Annotated in this window: 19 protein-coding genes; 11 read left to right on the forward strand and 8 right to left on the reverse strand. The window is 68.4% G+C overall.

Translation table 11 applies throughout. The features are described 5' to 3' along the window. Window positions 1-43 precede the first annotated feature (43 nt). Window positions 44-943, forward strand: coding sequence for an AraC family transcriptional regulator (locus OHB24_RS24700; protein WP_327633208.1), 900 nt, complete (start codon window positions 44-46; stop codon window positions 941-943). Here OHB24_RS24700 and OHB24_RS24705 read toward each other — a convergent pair. Beyond that, on the reverse strand, window positions 930-1,955 hold the full coding sequence (locus tag OHB24_RS24705; protein ID WP_327633209.1) for a helix-turn-helix transcriptional regulator: 1,026 nt from the start codon (window positions 1,953-1,955) through the stop codon (window positions 930-932). The two genes, OHB24_RS24700 and OHB24_RS24705, sit on opposite strands and share 14 nt — an antisense overlap. A gap of 122 nt (window positions 1,956-2,077) precedes the next feature. Here OHB24_RS24705 and OHB24_RS24710 point away from each other — a divergent pair, with 122 nt between their 5' ends. The 4 genes from OHB24_RS24710 to OHB24_RS24725 all read left to right on the forward strand — a co-directional run bounded on the left by OHB24_RS24710 (window position 2,078) and on the right by OHB24_RS24725 (window position 5,517). Continuing rightward, window positions 2,078-2,221: a hypothetical protein gene (locus OHB24_RS24710; protein ID WP_327633210.1), complete on the forward strand. Its 144-nt coding sequence runs from the start codon at window positions 2,078-2,080 to the stop codon at window positions 2,219-2,221. Beyond that, window positions 2,218-2,592 carry a DUF1304 family protein gene (locus OHB24_RS24715; protein ID WP_327633211.1) on the forward strand — a complete coding sequence of 125 codons (375 nt, stop codon included), beginning with the start codon at window positions 2,218-2,220 and terminating at the stop codon, window positions 2,590-2,592. Before OHB24_RS24710 ends, OHB24_RS24715 begins: the two co-directional genes overlap by 4 nt. Before the next feature lie 127 nt (window positions 2,593-2,719). After that, on the forward strand, window positions 2,720-4,273 hold the full coding sequence (locus tag OHB24_RS24720) for an alkaline phosphatase D family protein (protein WP_327633212.1): 1,554 nt from the start codon (window positions 2,720-2,722) through the stop codon (window positions 4,271-4,273). Window positions 4,274-4,275: 2 nt separating this feature from the next. Continuing rightward, window positions 4,276-5,517, forward strand: a complete 1,242-nt coding sequence (locus OHB24_RS24725) for a hypothetical protein (protein ID WP_327633213.1) — start codon at window positions 4,276-4,278, stop codon at window positions 5,515-5,517. A 1-nt stretch (window position 5,518) separates the two neighbouring features. Here OHB24_RS24725 and OHB24_RS24730 read toward each other — a convergent pair whose 3' ends face one another. Further along, a complete protein-coding gene (locus tag OHB24_RS24730) occupies window positions 5,519-6,121 on the reverse strand; it encodes an anti-sigma factor family protein (protein WP_327633214.1) in 603 nt (200 codons plus the stop codon). Then, the gene (locus OHB24_RS24735; protein ID WP_327633215.1) at window positions 6,118-6,618 is read right to left on the reverse strand and encodes a sigma-70 family RNA polymerase sigma factor; all 501 of its coding nucleotides are present in this window, start codon (window positions 6,616-6,618) and stop codon (window positions 6,118-6,120) included. Before OHB24_RS24735 ends, OHB24_RS24730 begins: the two co-directional genes overlap by 4 nt. Before the next feature lie 87 nt (window positions 6,619-6,705). Here OHB24_RS24735 and OHB24_RS24740 point away from each other — a divergent pair, with 87 nt between their 5' ends. Beyond that, window positions 6,706-7,215 carry a hypothetical protein gene (locus OHB24_RS24740; RefSeq protein WP_327633216.1) on the forward strand — a complete coding sequence of 170 codons (510 nt, stop codon included), beginning with the start codon at window positions 6,706-6,708 and terminating at the stop codon, window positions 7,213-7,215. 3 nt (window positions 7,216-7,218) lie between these two features. Here the strand turns inward: OHB24_RS24740 and OHB24_RS24745 are convergent, their stop codons facing one another. The 3 genes from OHB24_RS24745 to OHB24_RS24755 all read right to left on the reverse strand — a co-directional run bounded on the left by OHB24_RS24745 (window position 7,219) and on the right by OHB24_RS24755 (window position 9,489). After that, the gene (locus tag OHB24_RS24745; RefSeq protein WP_327633217.1) at window positions 7,219-8,502 is read right to left on the reverse strand and encodes a phosphodiester glycosidase family protein; all 1,284 of its coding nucleotides are present in this window, start codon (window positions 8,500-8,502) and stop codon (window positions 7,219-7,221) included. A gap of 76 nt (window positions 8,503-8,578) precedes the next feature. Next, entirely contained in the window at window positions 8,579-9,040 is a 462-nt protein-coding gene (locus OHB24_RS24750; RefSeq protein WP_327633218.1) for a nitroreductase/quinone reductase family protein, read from the reverse strand. Then, a complete protein-coding gene (locus OHB24_RS24755) occupies window positions 9,037-9,489 on the reverse strand; it encodes a PPOX class F420-dependent oxidoreductase (RefSeq protein ID WP_327633219.1) in 453 nt (150 codons plus the stop codon). The genes OHB24_RS24750 and OHB24_RS24755 overlap by 4 nt, the downstream gene beginning before the upstream one ends. Before the next feature lie 50 nt (window positions 9,490-9,539). Between OHB24_RS24755 and OHB24_RS24760 the strand changes: the two genes are divergently transcribed. Further along, window positions 9,540-10,067 (forward strand): MarR family winged helix-turn-helix transcriptional regulator, encoded by a 528-nt coding sequence (locus OHB24_RS24760; protein WP_327633220.1) that lies wholly within the window; start codon window positions 9,540-9,542, stop codon window positions 10,065-10,067. 68 nt (window positions 10,068-10,135) lie between these two features. Next, a complete protein-coding gene (locus OHB24_RS24765) occupies window positions 10,136-11,062 on the forward strand; it encodes an AEC family transporter (RefSeq protein ID WP_327633221.1) in 927 nt (308 codons plus the stop codon). Window positions 11,063-11,323: 261 nt separating this feature from the next. Here the strand turns inward: OHB24_RS24765 and OHB24_RS24770 are convergent, their stop codons facing one another. Both OHB24_RS24770 and valS read right to left on the reverse strand, forming a co-directional pair. Beyond that, window positions 11,324-12,082, reverse strand: a complete 759-nt coding sequence (locus OHB24_RS24770; RefSeq protein WP_327633222.1) for a hypothetical protein — start codon at window positions 12,080-12,082, stop codon at window positions 11,324-11,326. A 142-nt stretch (window positions 12,083-12,224) separates the two neighbouring features. Continuing rightward, window positions 12,225-14,765, reverse strand: coding sequence for a valine--tRNA ligase (gene valS / locus OHB24_RS24775; RefSeq protein ID WP_327633223.1), 2,541 nt, complete (start codon window positions 14,763-14,765; stop codon window positions 12,225-12,227). A 74-nt stretch (window positions 14,766-14,839) separates the two neighbouring features. On the opposite strand from valS, the gene OHB24_RS24780 reads away from it, so the two are divergent. The 3 genes from OHB24_RS24780 to ndk are packed head-to-tail and all read left to right on the forward strand — an operon-like array spanning window position 14,840 to window position 16,988. Next, a complete protein-coding gene (locus OHB24_RS24780) occupies window positions 14,840-16,198 on the forward strand; it encodes a bifunctional folylpolyglutamate synthase/dihydrofolate synthase (protein WP_327633224.1) in 1,359 nt (452 codons plus the stop codon). Further along, window positions 16,195-16,539, forward strand: a complete 345-nt coding sequence (locus OHB24_RS24785; RefSeq protein WP_327633225.1) for a DUF4233 domain-containing protein — start codon at window positions 16,195-16,197, stop codon at window positions 16,537-16,539. Before OHB24_RS24780 ends, OHB24_RS24785 begins: the two co-directional genes overlap by 4 nt. 38 nt (window positions 16,540-16,577) lie before the next feature. After that, window positions 16,578-16,988: a nucleoside-diphosphate kinase gene (gene ndk / locus OHB24_RS24790; RefSeq protein WP_131497292.1), complete on the forward strand. Its 411-nt coding sequence runs from the start codon at window positions 16,578-16,580 to the stop codon at window positions 16,986-16,988. Window positions 16,989-16,990: the final 2 nt, after the last annotated feature.

The raw sequence follows: 16,990 nt of genomic DNA on the forward strand, positions 1-16,990 counted from the left end.
TTTATATCCGATCGTCTTGACCGGTGCGCGTATCATGACAGGTATGGATGTACTCGCCGATGTCGTCACCGCGATGAAGACCGGCCCGGCCACGTCCGGGCGCACCGACGTCCGGGGACCGTGGGGGCTGCGGATGGTGCACTCCTTCGGCGCCACCTTCCACCTCGTTCTGCAAGGTACGGCGTGGTTGCTGCCGCCGGAGGGCGACCCGATCCCGCTCGGCCCGGGCGACGCGGTGCTGCTGCCGCGCGGCCTCGCACACGCGATCGCCGACCACCCGGATTCGCCGCTGACTGATTTCGACCCGTCCGTCGAGGAGCCGCCGCAGGGGCAGGGCGCGCGGTCGTTGCTGCTGTGCGGGACCTACCGGCTGGACCGCGAGCGCCCGCACCCGGTGCTGAGCAAGCTGCCCGATGTGGTCGTCGTACCGGCGAACCCCGGACGCCACCGTTCGTTGCATACGGCAATCAGCATCCTGGGTGAGGAGCTCGACGCGCAGCGGCCCGGCGCGGCTGCCGTCGTGCCGGCGCTGGTGGATGCGCTACTCGTGTTGATCTTGCGGGCCTGGTTCGAGGACAGCGACTGCCCGGCGGAGCGGGGCTGGTCGCGGGCCCTGACCGATCCGGCGGTCGTGCAGTCCCTGGAGCTCCTTCACGAGCGGCCGGGCGCAGCGTGGACGGTCGCCGACCTGGCATCCGATGTCGGGTTGTCGCGCGCTGCCTTCGCGCGGCGGTTCACGGAGGCCGTCGGGGAGCCGCCGCTGACGTACCTGTCCCGTTGGCGGATGACGACCGCGGCGCGGCTGCTGCGGGATTGCGATCGCCCGATCGCCACGGTGGCGAAGGAGATCGGCTACACGTCGGAGTTCGCGTTCGCGAAGGCGTTCAAGCGCGACTTCGGCGTACCGCCCGGGACCTACCGCAAGCAGGTCATCCCGGCCTGAGGGTCGCGACCAGCTCACCGCGGCTTCGGACACCGACCTTGGCGAACGCCGACTTCAGGTGGTCCTGGATCGTGTGCGGCGAGATCGACAACCGGTCGGCGATCGCGCCGGTGGTGTGGCCAGAGATGATCTCCAGACAGATCTCCCGCTCGCGCGTGGTCAGGCCGTACGCCGCCAGCAGCATGCCGACCAGGTGCTGACCCGAGGCAGGCTCGATCGTCACCACGACCTCGTCCTCGTTCTCACCGAGCAGCCGGCTGCCCTCTAGCAGAACCCACTCGCCGGACGCGGTCTGCACCCGCGCCTGGAACGTGCCGGAGACGCGGGTGCCCGTGACGACGGCCCGGAGCAGTACGCCGAAGCGTCCGGGCGCGATCTCGTCCAGCTCGTGCTGCCAAGTCCGGGCGGCCGCGGTGATCGCCCGCGGCTCGCCCGTCGGGCCGGTGACGACGATCGACGGGCCGACCCCTCCGCTGTACCCGTGCGCGTCCGTGCGTACGGCGACCCGCGTCGCCGCGCCGATGACCGGCGCCACCGACCCGAGGAACTCCACCTCCCGGTCGCTGAAGTCTGGACCGCTGCGGACGAACCCCGCCGCGCCCCAGCAGTCCCCGTCGACGACGAACGTCGTCCGGACCTCGTGCTCGATCCCGAGCGGCCGCCACACCTCGTTCAGTCGCCGGTGACCGACGACCTCGCGGTGCGGCAGGTCCGACAATCGCGCGACCTGGTGTGAGGTGCGGGCCAGTTCGGCGAACGAGTTCGGCACGGTTCCGGCGTACTCCGTCTCCGCCAGTTGGGGCTCGTACTCCGATGGAATGCGGGCCGCGCCGCTCGTCATCGAGCTGATCACCAGCGTGCCCGGATCCATCCCGGCCCAGCAGGTGAGCTCGCTGCCGACGACCTCTTCGACGACGTCGATCGCGGCCGCGTGCAGTTCGGCGACGCCCATCCCCGAGGTCGCCAGTGCCACGATGTCCCGGCGCGCGGCCCGCGCCCGGCCCTCCCACATGGGCCCAGTATGCGCCGACGTACCACTGCCGCCTATCCCCGAAATGTGGGGATTCCGGCGGTCCCGACGAGCCCATCCGCACGGGATACCTCTGGCGTACGCCGCTTCCTACCGTCGCAGTCATGAACGGAACAGCCTCGCCGCCGCGCAGCGAGTCGTGGAGCAAGGCGTTCTACGTCCTGCAGGGCCCGCCGTCCGCGAAGTTCCTGACCATCAGCCAGACCGGCCGAATGAGCGCGTTCTTCGCGGAGGGGGCGACGGCATGAGTACGGCGGCGCAGATTCTCGCGATCGCCATCGCGATCATGCTGGCGTCGGTCTGGCTGATGGAGTCGTTCTTCTACCGCCATCCACGGCTGTATCCGCTGTTCCTGCTGGAACGCCGGGACTTCGACGCGGTCAGGTTGTGGATCGTGAACCTCGGGTTCTACAACTTCACCACCGGAGTCGCGCTGGCACTCGGAGTCGTCCTGGCACGGACCGGGCATGTGCCGCAGGGCGAGGCGCTGGTCGCGTTCACCGCGGCGCAGCACGTTTTCCTGGCTCTCGTCCTGCTCGCAACGGAGCGGCGACTCTGGTTGAACACCTTGCTGGAAGGGGTTCCGGCCGCCGTACTGCTGCTGCTCGTCCTGCTGTAGGAAATTTACCAATTCTGCGCAATCATGGGCACGGAGCACCACACACACTCAAGGTTCCCGAATGGTCACCCGCAGTTCGACCGATCCGGGGGCCTACCGCCCTGAGTACCCGTGAAGGTGAGACCTCATGAGCCCAATCAGTCGCAGGACCCTTGTTCTCGGCGGACTCGCCGTGGCCGGTGCCGGCGCCCTGCCTGCGTCGTCGAGAGCTGCCGCCCAGTCATCCGTGATCACCGCCACCGCCGCCGTCCCGTACCCCTTCCAGCTCGGCATCGCCTCCGGTGAGCCGGACGCGAACAGTGTCGTGCTCTGGACCCGCCTGGCGCCGTCGCCGCTGAACGCCGACGGCCAAGGCGGCATGGCGAACGCCGACGTCGCCGTCGACTGGCAGGTGTCGACCACCGACACCTTCAGCACGCTGGTCGCGTCCGGCACCGTGACAGCGAAGTACGCCTCAGCGCACTCAGTGCATGTCGTCGCAGGCGGCCTCAGCCCGGACGCCGACTACTTCTACCGCTTCCGCGCCCAGGGCCACCTCTCACCCGTCGGCCGCACCCGCACCACGCCCGCGGTCGGAACGGCCGGCCGGAACCTGCTGATGGCCTTCACGTCCTGCTCGCACTACGAGGAGGGTTACTTCACCGTCTACCGCCGGATTGCCGAGGAGAACCCGGGCGTCATCCTGCACCTCGGTGACTACATCTACGAGTACGGCCCGACCACCGGCCGCACTCGGTTGCACCTGGGCAACGAGATCGTGTCGATCGCCGACTACCGTCGCCGGTACGCCCAGTACAAGACCGACCCCGACCTTCAAGCGGCACATGCCGTCGCGCCGTGGATCGTCGTACCGGACGACCACGAGGTCGAGAACAACCACGCGGGCACGATCCGGGAGAACAACACGCCTGCGTTGACTGCGGCGCAGTGGACCGCGCGACGGTCGGCGGCGTACCAGGCCTACTACGAGAACATGCCGCTGCGGCCTGCTCAGGTGAACAGCGGCAACAGCATCCAGCTCTACCGGCGACTGCGGTGGGGGAGTCTGGCGACGTTCCACATGCTCGACACCCGCCAGTACCGCAACGACCAGGCCTGCGGTGACGGCTGGAAGGTGTGCTCTGACGCCGACCTCGCCAACCGCAGTCTGCCCGGGAACGCACAGGAGAGCTGGCTGCTGGACGGACTGGGGCAGCACCTGGGTACGTGGGACATCATCGGCCAGCAGGTGTTCTTCGCCCGCCGGTTCAGCTCCACCGGGGCGAGCATGGACTCGTGGGACGGGTACCGCGCGTCCCGTGCGCGGATCCAGCAGGGCTGGGTCGACCGCACCGTCCGGAACCCAGTCGTACTCACTGGAGACGTGCACCGGGCCTGGGCCAGCGATCTCAAGGCCGACTACAACAACGCGAACTCGGCGACGATAGGCACCGAACTGGTCACCAGCTCGGTCACCTCGAGCGGTGACGGCGACGGGTCCACCACGGTCCCCGATGTCGGCACCAACCCGTGGCTGAAGTTCTACAACAACCGCCGCGGCTATGTGCGCGCGACGCTCAGCCCGACCGAGCTGCGGGCCGACTTCCGCAACGTGGCAAAGGTTTCCGAGCACGGGGCCGCCGCGGCGACCGTGAAGTCGTTCGTCGTCCAAGAGGGTCAGCCCGGATTGCAGGCGGTGTGACGATGAAGAAGACGCTTGCTCTCACTGCGATCGCGGCGACGGTGCTGACCTTCACCGCCACCACTGCCGAGGCACATATTGCTGCGCCCACCTGGGTGGCGGCGAACAGTGTGTCCACCGGCGACCAGGATGCTGCCTCCGTTGCGATCAACCGGAACGGGTACGTCGCTGTGGTGTGGGAGGATGACCGCGACACCGACAACGCGACCGACAACGTGCACAGCGAGATCTACCTGCGGCTCTTCCGCAACGGTACGGCGGTGTACGAGACGAAGCTGTCCGCCGGCGGAAGCAGCGGTGTGACGAACTGGCGGCACCTGCACCCGGACGTCGGTCTGGACGACAAGGGCAACGCGGTCGTGGTGTGGCAGGACGACCCGGACGGCAACGGCTACTACAACATTCCGTACCGCGTCGTGAACACGGCCGGCACCGTGACAGCGTCCGGCAACTCCAACAGCAGCTCCACCGGCCAACAGATCAACCCACGTGTCGCTGTCGACCCGGACGGCGCACCGTCCGGTGCCGCAGTCGCGTTCACCGTGGCGTGGGAAGACATCCAGACCGGTACGCCGGCAACGGTGAAGGCAGCCGGCTTCACCGGGCCGACCACCCGCGCCTGGGAGGTCACCGCCTCGCAGACGACCGGCCAGCACCACAACCCGGATGTGGCCGTGTCAGCGTCAGGTGACGCGGTTGTCGTGTGGGACGAGGACGGCGACGCCAACGCCGACTACAACATCGGACTGATCAGGCTGGGCCGTACTAACGGTGCAGCCACGCTCTCGCGCCGGGTCGCCAACTCGAACACCACAGGTCAGCAGACGCATCCGGCCGCGGCAGCCAACTTCAACGGCGACTTCGCGGTCGCCTGGGAGTCGGCCGGTGCCGTCGCAACGCGTTCGTTCAACAGCGCGGGCACTGCCCGGTACGCCGACGTACAGGTCGCCGCTGCTGGTGTAGCGCCGTCGGTCGGCATCGACGACCAGTCGCAGACGGTCGTCGGCTGGACAGTGGCTGGCGCTGATCCGGACGTGTGGGTACGTGGCTTCGGCACCGACGGCACCGACACAGGTCGGCTCTCGGCGCAGCGGCTGAGCTCTGTGGCCACAGGTCGGCAGGAGCAGATGACAGTCGCGGTCTCGCCGTTCGCCGAAGTAGCGGTCGCGTACACGGACGACAACGACGGAAACACCTACGACCAGGTCTACCTGGGTACGGGAATCTCCAACAACAGCTGGTGAATCAGTGCGTCGTGGGGGACACCGTGCTCAGTACGGTGTCCCCTGCGTCGACCACTTCGAGGTGGTCGATGTCGCCCAGCGGGATCGACGTACTGGCAGGAACCTGTGCCTGGTACTTGCCGTTCGCTGCCCACCAACCGGCCGTCTCCACGGTTCCGTCGCGGCTGTGTACGACGAGCATGCAGTGCTCGTACGGCTGCAGGTCACTCAGCCGGAGTTGGATGTCCGTACCCCAGCCACGGCTGACCAGCTTCGCCGTCGTGTCGAGGCCTCCGACTCCGTCCGTCGCTGTCCACGTTGCTGAGGCCGGCGCGGAGAGCACGCCCCAGCTAGCGACACCAGCTATCACTGCCGCTGCTGCCGCGGCCAGCGCCCACCACGGCCGCCTCTTCCTGCTCAGCTGAAGGGGCGCCGGTTCGGGCTGGTCCGCTTCGATGTCCTCGGCAGCTACGGCGTGGAGCAGCCCCGGCAGGTGCGCGAACTGCAGCAACGTCTCGCGGCACGCCGTACAGGTCACGACGTGCTCCTCCACCGCGCGACGCTCGGACGCCTCCAACGCACCGAGCACATAGGCGCCGATCGACATCGTCTCCGGGCATGTCATGAGCCGGTCACCCCTCGTTCCTCCAAAGCAGCGCGCAACGCGTGCAGCGCGTAGTAGCTGCGCGACTTCACCGTTCCCGGCGGTACGCCGAGGACGACGGCCGCCTCGTTGACGGTGCGGCGGCGGTAGAACAGCTCGACGATCACCTGCCGATGGTCGGTGCTGAGACCCCGCAGTACGTCGATCACCTGCCAGACCTGCAGCACGCGGTCGATGTCGTCGGTGAGGGCCGGGAACTCGCGGTCCTCGATCGGTACCTCCGTCACCCGCGCGCTCTGCCGACGGCGGCCGGAGATCACCAGGTTGCGGGCGACCGTGAACAGCCAGCGCCCGGCCCGGTCCGGGTCCAGGTCGGCCGCATGCGTCCAGGCGCGCGCCATCGTCTCCTGCACGATGTCCTCGGCGTACTGCCGGTCGCCCACGGAACGCAGCACGTACCCGAACAACGGCCGCCGGTACTTGTCGTACAACGCGCGGATCACCGTGTCGTCATCCACACCAAGGAACTACGCGGGAGGACGGTAAAAGGTTCAACTGAACCGCCGGGCCGGATCTCGCGTAGTCAGACGGCGAGAGGAGATTCGATGAAAACCACAATCTTGTTGCTGGGAGCAACGGTGGCGGCGCTCGGTGCGCTGACCGCCTGCGGTAGCGATGCCCAGCCCGCCGGCGGTGACGCTGGTGACGCCGCGGCGGCCGCTGTCTCGGTCAAGGACGTCAGCGGCGTCGGCCAGACGCTGGTCGACGCCTCCGGGAAGACGCTGTACTTCGCCGACCAGGAGGCCGGCGGCACGCTCAAGTGCACCGACGGCTGCCTGAGCTTCTGGATCCCAGCCGCCGGGTCCGCCGCCGACGCGAAGTCGGTGACCGGACTGGCCACCATGAAACGCTCCGACACCGGCGCGGAGCAGCTCACGTTCCAAGGCAAGCCGCTCTACACCTTCAAACTCGACACCGCCGCCGGTGAGGCCAAGGGCAACAACCTCGCCGACGCCTTCTCCGGCGTCGACTTCACCTGGCACGCCGCAACCACCACAGCCGCAGCCCCCACCCAGGCTCCCTCGTCGTCCGATGGTGGGGACTACGGCTACTGATGACTAGCGGCCGGGTACGAAGACGACGGCGTCGCCTACTGCGCGTTCGGCGCCGCCGGTGCTGCTCGGGTGGTTGACGACGGTGCCGTCGCCGAGTGCCATTGCGGTGGAGCCGCCGCCGTCGAGGTTGATGGCGTCGTACAGACCGAGTGCCTTCGCGACGGCGGCGGTCTCGTCCATGGTGGTGCCGACGCTCGTGGTCTGGCGGCCGTCGATGGTGGCGAGGACGATCTTGCCGCCGCGGGTCGTGCCGGCGATCGTACGCGGGTTGCGATCGAAGAAGCTGCCGGTGCCGTCCGGTACGACGATCTCGCCGTTCTTCGTCAGCTGGTAGCGACCGGTCACGCCGTACAGGCCGCTGCGCAACGGAACCTTGCGGCCGTTCTCGTCCGACACCGCGAGGTCCGTGCGCAGGCAGCCCTTTGCCAGCTCGAGGAGCGCGACGGTGTCCTGGCCGGTCGCCTGCAGCGACGTCTGGCTCGGGCTGAGCGTCGTACCGCGCGTGGTCGACGTACGGACGACGCACCCGCGGCGGTCCAGTACGACCTCGATGCCGGCGCCGGACGGAGTCGTGGCGGCGAACTCGGGCGTGAACCGTACGACGTCACCCGGCAGCGTGCACGTGGTCTGGTCGGGCAGCGTCGCGCACGCGGTCGGGATCACCGGCGGGTGGTTGAGGAACTCGAGCGGGAGTTCGGCGCCGGTGAGGCGGTTGCGGACCGTGCCGGTCCAGCGCAGGTGACCGGTCACCACCCTGTTGCTCTTGGCATCGATCACGAGGTTGGCCTCGGTCGGGTCGGCGAGCGGCTCGCTGAGCAGCTTGCCGTCGAAGAGGCCGAGCCCGACCGGGTCGCCCGGGTACTGCGGGTTCGCGGTGAAGGTGAAGAACGACGCGTTCACGCCGGCCAGCGCGCCGGCCGACGTCACCAGGTCCGAGGTCTTCTCGACGCGGGCCAGGTCGGGGCCGTACGTCGCCTTCAGGTGGCCGTCGGCCGTCCGTGGGTCGATCGTGAGCACGTTGACGACCCACGGGCCGCGCGGCGTCGTGTTGATCTGGTCGGCCGGCGCCGGGTCGGTGCCGCGGACGATCCGGGTCAGCGTGACGCCGCGCGCCAGCGTGCGGTCGGTGCGGGTCTCGACCAGGTCGGCGTCCCCGATCGGCAGGCCCTGCGCTGTCACTTGTTCGTGCATCGGTACGGCGTCGGCGGTCGACAACCCGGTAGCCAGTACGCCGAACACCGCGGCCGCGCTGAGGGCAGCCTTGAACACTCGAGCGGAAGTAGTCATACCGCCCATCCTCGGAGCAGGCGGTGGAATCTTTCTAGACCTCGCTCTGACTTGTCAGCATCTTCCAGGTGACGGTTCAGCGTTCCTCGACGAGCCGGATGATCGGGAGCTCACGATCGGTCTGCTTCTGATACTCCGCGAATCCGGGCGACGCTGTGGTGATGCGCTCCCACGCCTCCGCCCGCTCGGCTCCGTGCAACTGCTCGGCGCGGACCTCGATCGCCTCGCCGCCGACCTCGATGCGGACCTGGTCAGGGTTCGCGGCCAGGTTGTAGTACCACGCCGGGTTGCCGGCCGCGCCGGCTGCGGAGGCGACGATCAGCCGGGTGCCGTCTGCGTCCGCGAACCAGGCGACCGGCGTCGCTCGCTCGGCACCGGACTTCCGCCCGATCGTTCGCAGGACCAACGCGTCGCCGCCTCTGAACTTGCCGCCGCCGCGCCGCCGGATGCGACGGGCGTTGAACCTGTTGAACCAGTGCAGGAGCTGGCCGCCGGGTTGCCGGGAGCCACGGGTGCCGGGGCGGGTGTCGAAGCTCATCGGCTCGCCACCGCCTCGGGGGTGTGCACGGTGCGCGTCGTGGTGATCTTGTCGTCGTACGTGAACGGCCGGCCGTCGAGGTTGAAGCTCCACGAGATCGTCGGCGTGATCCGCAGATAGCTGCTGGCACCGAACTGTCCGGTCCGCTCGACGAGCTCGGCGGTGCCGTAGATGCGTAGGTAGCGCGGGACCCACGGGTCGGCCGAGACCAGGTCGTCGAGGATCACGGCGACCTTGGTGTTGCCGGCCTCGATGTTGCGGAACTTGCGGGTCTTCAGCGGGTCCATGCCGCCGCCGATGTAGAGGTAGGCCCCGTCGTACTCGAAACCGACCGGTACCGCGTCCGGCTGTCCATCAGAGCCGACCGTGGCGAACCGGGCGATGCGCTGGGAACGCAGGTAGTCGAGCTCCTCGTCACTGAAGGACATCGCATCTCCTCGATAGTTCATGGCATTTACTGTATGCGCCATTAACTATACACCCCATGTACCGTGGAGAGGTGAGTGAGACGCAGACACCCCCGGGACAGGCCCGCGCCCGGCGGGGCGGCGGGCGGTTCGCCGGGTTCGCCCAGGTGCACGGCGCCGGCCTGGATCCCGCGGACCTGGACGTCGCTGCCGGGCTGGTGCAGCTCACCGGTGTGGTGCAGGCCATCTACGCCGGTATGTCCGAGCGGCACGATCTGACGCCGGTGCAGGCCAAACTGCTGTGTGTCCTGCTCGACGGACCCAAGGGCATGGCCGAGCTCGCGCAGAGTTTCGGCGTCGAGAAGGCCGCTCTCACCGGTCTGATGGATCGCGCCGAGAAGCGCGGGCTGGCCGAACGGTCGCCGGTCCCTGGCGACCGGCGTGCCGTGCAGGTGACGTTGACCGAGCCCGGCCGTCGCGCCGCCACCGCCTTCCACGCGGACGTCGGCGAGGCGCTGGAGGAGCTGATCGGGCAGCTCAGCCCGGCCGATCGGGAACACTTCCGGGCAGTCCTGGCCGGCATCATCACGAGGTGCCGCACGTCACCATCCAGCTCCTGAGCACCCAAGCGTCACGGACAGCGCTTTCCCCTACGATCGACGGGTGTCCACCCCGCTGAGTAGCTGAGATGTCCGCCGTCATCGGTGCCTTCGGCGCACTGGTCGCTGTGGCGGTGCTCGGGTACGTCGTCGGCATCTTCGGCGTACTGCGGAAAGAGGACGAGCTCGTACTGTCCCGGCTGGCGTTCTTCGTGGCGACTCCGGCGCTGCTGTTCACGACCGTCGCGCGGGCGGACCTGCGGTCGATCTTCTCGGTGGTGCTCGTCACCAACCTCGTGAGTCTGTTCGTGGTGCAGGCGCTGTTCCTGTTGATCGCTGCGGTGATCTGGCGGCGGACACGGTCCCAGGCGACGATCGGGGTGCTCGCGTCGTCGTACGTGAACGCGGGCAATCTCGGCGTACCGGTGGCGGCGTACGTGCTGGGGGACGGTGCGTTGGTGGCGCCAATCGTGTTGTTCCAGGTGCTGATCATGGCGCCGGTGGCGTTCGCCGTACTGGACGGAGACCGGCAGGGGAGTGGGCGGCGGGTGTCGCTGCGAACCGTGGTCACGCGGCCGTTCCGCAACCCGTTGACGGTGGCGTCGCTGCTCGGGCTACTGGTGTCGGTCGTCGGCGTGCAGTTGCCGGACATGGTGATGCGACCGATCGACCTGGTCGCGGCAGCGGCGGTCCCGGTCGCGTTGGTGGCGTACGGCCTCAGCCTGAGCGCGGGCACCAAAGACTCGATCACCGTACGGCGGGACGTCGTACTGGCCGTTGCACTCAAGACGTTCGTACAACCACTGGCCGCCTACGCAATCGCCCGCTGGGCCCTGGACCTCCACGGCACGGCCCTACTAGCGCCGACCCTCCTAGCAGCCCTACCCACAGCCCAGAACGTCTACGTCTACGCCGTCCACTACCGAGCCAGCCGCACCCTGGCCCGCAGCGCAGTCCTCCTCAGCACCCTGCTCTCAATCCCCGTCATGATCCTCATAGCCGGCCTACTCACCTGAGTCACCACCGCGCGGACGACCCATGCAGGAGACACCCCCACCGCTGAGGAGCGCCGTCAGGAGAGCCGGGGTTATCCCCTCGTGTACCTGTAGAGAACCCACAACTCAAGGGGATAACCCGTCGTCTGCGCGATGGGTTGGTGGCTGACCGGCGGACGCGGCGGGGAGTGGGGATAGGCGCTGGTGACTGGGGACAGGCAATATCAGGTGCCGACACACCATTGCCTGTCCCCAGTTACTAGATCGGCCTCGTCACCTGAGTCAGCGCATGGCTTTGAAGGCTTCTTCGGCTATGGGTTCTACCTGGTCTACTGCTACGCCTTCGTTGGCGGATTGGGCTATGACGGTGAGGGTGTTGGAGCCGCGGTAGCACTGGGTCGGGAGGTTGCCGGCGGATTCGATGCAGGTGGAGTTGCCGATCTTCTTGACCTTGTCGGCGCTGGCGCCGGAATCCGCGACGACCTTGTCGATGTCGACGCGGCCGCGGAGTGCGATCAGGACGTAGAACCGGTCGCCCTCGAGGCTGCCGTACGCCTCGACCATCACCTTCTTGCCGTCGTTGATCCTGCTCAACGCGTCACGGGTCTGATCGAGCTGCGCCTGACTGCGGATCTCGGGGTCAGTGATCCGGTCGAGGCCTGCGACCTTGGCGGGCGGGGTGATCGCGCGCTCCGCGTTCAACCGGCTGAGCGGCCCGAGACCCCACAGATACCCGAGCACCGCCAGCACGATCAGCACGACAACCGCACTACCAACAGTCACCCAAGGCCCACGAACCTTGAACCGCCGCAAACCCTTCTTCTTGGGCTGCTCGCCCGCATCCTTCGCCGCAACAGCCGTTCCCCCGGCATCCTTCGCCGGAGCCGGGTCGGGGGCGGGTGTGGCTGCGGTTGTTTTCGGCGGGTCGGCCGGGGGTGGGCCGACCGGTGGGACAGGGGCCAGTTCGGTGGTGTCCGCGCCGGCATCGGCCGCGTCGGCGGCCTGTTTCTTGGGATCTGCCGGGTTGGTGGGGTCGCTCATCGATTGGCTCCTCGGACGTCAGGGTCACGGGGTGCAGCGGTCAGCTCGTCCCGATGGTTCCACATCATGACAAACCGTAGTCGAACCTCCGAACGCACAAGTGCCCGCCTCCCCAGCAGGAGACGGGCACTTGCACCTGACTTCAGAGTGTCGCGACGACCTTGACCGAATCGGAGTCGTCGGCGTGCCAGACGATCTCGCCGGTGATCCGCCCGGCGGCGCGCAGGTCCGGCTCGGCGCGCTCGGCGAGCGCGAGCCGCGCGGCGGGCCCGGTGACCTCGACCTTGGAGACCTCGGTCTTCATCGAGACCTTCTCCTCGGACTTCGCGCCGCGGATGCCCGCGAGCACCTCGGAGACCGCGTCCAGCACCTCGGGCTCCTGCTCCGCAACCGAGAGATCCCCGTCCGGAGTCGGCCACGACGACAAGTGGATCGAACCCTCCTGCCACCACGACCAGACCTCTTCGGTCGCGAACGGCAGGTACGGCGCCAGCAGCCGGAGCTGCACCGACAACGCAACCGCGAGTGCAGCCTTCGCCGAGGCAGCGGCGGCGTCGCCCTGACCGCCGTACGCGCGCTCCTTCACCAGCTCGACGTAGTCGTCGCAGAACGTCCAGAAGAACCGCTCGCCGATCTCCAGCGCCCCGGTGTAGTCGTACCGCTCGAAGGCCGCCGTGGCCTCGGTGACGACTGCCCGCAGCCGCTGCAGCATCGCCAGGTCGACCGGCTCGGTGACCGCGGACGGGTCGACCGTGGTCGCCCCGAACCCGAGGACGAACTTCGATGCGTTCAGGACCTTGATCGCGAGCCGGCGCCCGACCTTCATCTGCGACTCGTCGAACGGCGAGTCCATGCCCGGCCGCGCCATCGCCGCACGCCAGCGGACCGCGTCCGAGCCGAACTTCTCCAGGATCTCCGACGGGACGACCGCGTTGCCCTTGGACTTCGACATCTTCTTGCGGTCCGGGTCGACGACGAATCCGGAGATCAGCGACCGCGCCCACGGCAGGGAGCCGTTCTCGAAGTGCGCCCGGACGATCCGCGAGAACAGCCAGGTGCGGATGATCTCGTGGGCGTGCGTGTTCAGATCCATCGGGAAGGTACGGCGGAACAGGTCGTCGTCGCGCTCCCACCCGCAGACGATGTGCGGCGTCAGCGACGACGTCGCCCAGGTGTCCATCACGTCGGGGTCGGCCTCGAACCCGCCCGGCTTGCCGCGCTGCGACTCGTCGTACCCGCGGGGCGCCTGCGAGGTCGGGTCGATCGGCAGCTCGGCCTCGGACGGCATCAGCGGGTGGTCGTAGTCCGGCTCGCCGTCGTGGTTCAGCGGGTACCAGACCGGGAACGGGACGCCGAAGTACCGCTGGCGGGAGATCAGCCAGTCGCCGTTCAGGCCCTCGACCCAGTTCAGGTAGCGGTGCCGCATGTGCTCCGGGACCCAGGCGAGCTCGTTGCCGCGCTCGAGGAACTCCTGCTTGAGCGAGGCGTCGCGGCCGCCGTTGGTGATGTACCACTGCCGGGTGGAGACGATCTCGAGCGGCTTGTCGCCGTTCTCGTAGAAGTTCGCCATTCGCTCGGTCTTCTTCGGCTCGCCGTCCAGATCGCCGGACTCGCGGAGCTTCTGGACCATCAGCTCGCGCGCGCTGAACACGGTCTTACCGGCCAGTTCGCCGTACAGCTCCGAGCCCTCGAGCCAGGGCGGGGTGTCGCGCAGCAGTCGGCCGTCGCGGCCGATCACCGTGCGGACCGGGAGTTGCAGCTCGCGCCACCACTGGATGTCGGTCTGGTCGCCGAAGGTGCAGCACATCGCGATGCCGGCGCCCTTGTCCATCTCGGCGGCCTCGTGCGCCAGGACCGGGACCTCGACGCCGAACAGCGGCGACTTCACCGTCGTACCGAACAGGTGCTTGTAGCGGTCGTCGTCCGGGTGCGCGATCAGCGCGACGACGGCCGGGATCAGCTCCGGCCGGGTGGTCTCGATGTAGATCGGGGCGTCGGCGCCGTGGAAGGCGACCCGATGGTAGGCGCCCGGATACGACCGGGCCTCCATCTCGGCCTGCGCGACCGCGGTCTGGAACGTGACGTCCCAGACCGTCGGAGCCTCGGCCAGGTAGGCCTCGCCGCGGGCGAAGTTGCGCAGGAACGCGCGCTGCGACGTACGCCGGGAGTCCTCGGAGATCGTGGTGTAGAGGTACGACCAGTCGACGCTCAGGCCGACCTGCCGCCACATCGCCTCGAACGCCTGCTCGTCGATATGCGTGAGCTCACCGCACAGCTCGACGAAGTTCTGCCGGGAGATCGGGATCTGCTTCTTCGGGTCCGGCTTGGCCGGCGGGGTGAAGTCGGCGTCGTACGGCAGCGAGGGGTCGCACTTGACGCCGTAGTAGTTCTGGACCCGGCGCTCGGTGGGCAGGCCGTTGTCGTCCCAGCCGATCGGGTAGAAGACCTTCTTGCCGCGCATCCGCTGGTAGCGGGCGACGAGGTCGGTGTGGGTGTAGCTGAAGATGTGCCCGACGTGCAGCGACCCGGAGACCGTCGGCGGCGGCGTGTCGATGGAGTAGACATCGGCACGCTCGGCGGTGCGGTCGAAGGCGTAGGTCTGCTGCTCCTTCCATACGGCAGCCCACTTCTCCTCGAGGCCGTCGAGGCTGGGCTTGTCTGGAACGCGGGACGTCTGGCTCATGCGCACAATGTTAGTGGTTGTCAAGGGGTGCTCCGACCGGTTTATCCACAGGCCCTCCTAGACTGGGCTTTCTGATGAGCGACCTTTCCTTCGCCGAGGTATCGGCACGGCTCCAGCAGCGTTGGCCGGAGCACAAGATCGAGCCCACCCTGGAGCGCGTGCGGCGGCTCGTCGAGCTGCTCGGCGACCCCCAGAAGGCCTACCCGGTGGTGCACCTGACGGGGACCAACGGCAAGACGTCCACGGCGCGCATGATCGACACCCTGCTGCGCGAGGCCGGGCTGCGGACCGGCCGGTTCACCAGCCCGCACCTGGAGTCGGTCCGGGAGCGGATCACGCTGAACGGCGAACCGATCAGCGAGGAGCGTTTCGTCGAGGCGTACGAGGAGATCGCGCCGTACCTCGACGTCGTCGACGCCGAGCAGGAGCACCCGCTGACGTTCTTCGAAGTGATGACCGGAATGGCGTACTCCGTGTTCGCGGACGCCCCGGTCGACGTCGCGGTGATCGAGGTCGGCCTCGGCGGGAGCTGGGACTCCACCAACGTCGCGGACGGCACGGTGTCGGTGATCACCCCGATCGCGGTCGACCACGCGCACCTGCTGGGCGCGGATCCGGTCACGATCGCGGGCGAGAAGTCCGGCATCATCAAGCCCGGCGGTACGACGGTGATGGCCCAGCAGAGCCTGGAGGTCTTCGAGGTCCTGCTCCGCAGGGCCGCTGAGGTGGGCGCGCAGGTCGCCCGCGAGGGGATCGAGTTCGGCATCGTCAGCCGCGCGCTCGCGGTCGGCGGCCAGGTCGTCTCGATCAAGGGCCTCGGCGGTGAGTACGACGATCTGTTCATCCCGCTGCACGGTGAGTACCAGGCGCACAACGCGGCCACCGCGGTCGCCGCGGTCGAGGCCCTGCTCGGCGCCAGCCCGGAGACCGAGGGCCGGGTTACCGCCGAACTGCTGCAGGCCGGCTTCGAGCAGGTCACCAGCCCCGGCCGGATGGAGGTCGTCCGGAACAGCCCGACGATCGTCGTCGACGCCGCGCACAACCCGCACGGCGCCGAGGCGACCGCGGCCACGGTCTCGGAGGCGTTCCAGTTCCAGCCGCTGATCGGCGTACTGGGCTGCATGAAGGATAAGGACGTGTACGGCGTCCTCGAGGCGTACGAGCCGATCATGGAGACCGTCGTCTGCACCCGGAACAGCTTCGTCGAGCGGTCGATGCCGGCCGAGGAGCTGGGGCGGCTGGCGGCCGAGGTGTTCGGCGAGGAGCGGGTCCTGGTCCGCCCGCACCTGATCGACGCGATCGACGACGCGATCCGGCTCGCCGAGGAGGAAGCGGTCGCGCTCGGCAGCGGCGGCGTACTGATCACCGGCTCGGTCATCACCGCCGGCGAGGCGCGGGCGCTGCTGGTTCGCAAGGGCAAGGGCGAGCAGTGAGGTCGCTCGCGTCGATCGTGCTCGCGTTCGAGTCGATCGTGCTCGCGCTCGTCACGCCGGTGATGATCTCGGTCGCGGACATCCGTCCCGCGATCGCGGTGCCGGTCTGTCTCGGCCTGGCGCTGCTCGCGATCGTCTCGGCCGGCCTGCTCCGGTTCCAGGCCGGGTACGTCCTCGGTTCGGTGGTCCAGGTCGGCGCGGTCGGGCTCGGCTTCGTCGTCTCCGTGATGTTCGTCCTCGGCGCCTTCTTCGCGGCCTTCTGGGTCGCGGCCATCGTCCTCGGCCGCCGCATCGAAGCAGCCAAGAAGGCACATGAGGCACACGAGGCACAGACCGGTTAGGCTCATCCGCCCCGGTTACTTCGAGAGAGAGTTGTCAGATGTCGCAGCGCACACTGGTCCTGCTCAAGCCCGACACGGTCCGCCGTGGCCTGATCGGTGAGGTGCTGGGCCGGTTCGAGGCCAAGGGGCTCCGGATCGTCGCCATGGACCTGCGCACGATCGACGGCGAGCTGGCCGACCAGCACTACGCAGAGCATGTCGAGAAGGCCTTCTACCCGCCGCTGCGGGACTTCGTCACCAGCGGCCCGATGGTCGCGCTGGTCCTCGAGGGCGACGAGGCGATCGAGGTCGTCCGCGCGCTGAACGGCGCCACCGACGGCCGCAAGGCCGCCCCCGGCACCATCCGCGGCGACCTCTCCCTCTCCAACCGCGAAAACCTCGTCCACGGCTCCGACTCCGAGGAGTCCGCCACCCGCGAGATCAAGATCTGGTTCCCCGACCTCCCCTGACG

Origin of the sequence: Kribbella sp. NBC_00482 (assembly GCF_036013725.1) — a bacterium.
Lineage (GTDB): Bacteria > Actinomycetota > Actinomycetes > Propionibacteriales > Kribbellaceae > Kribbella.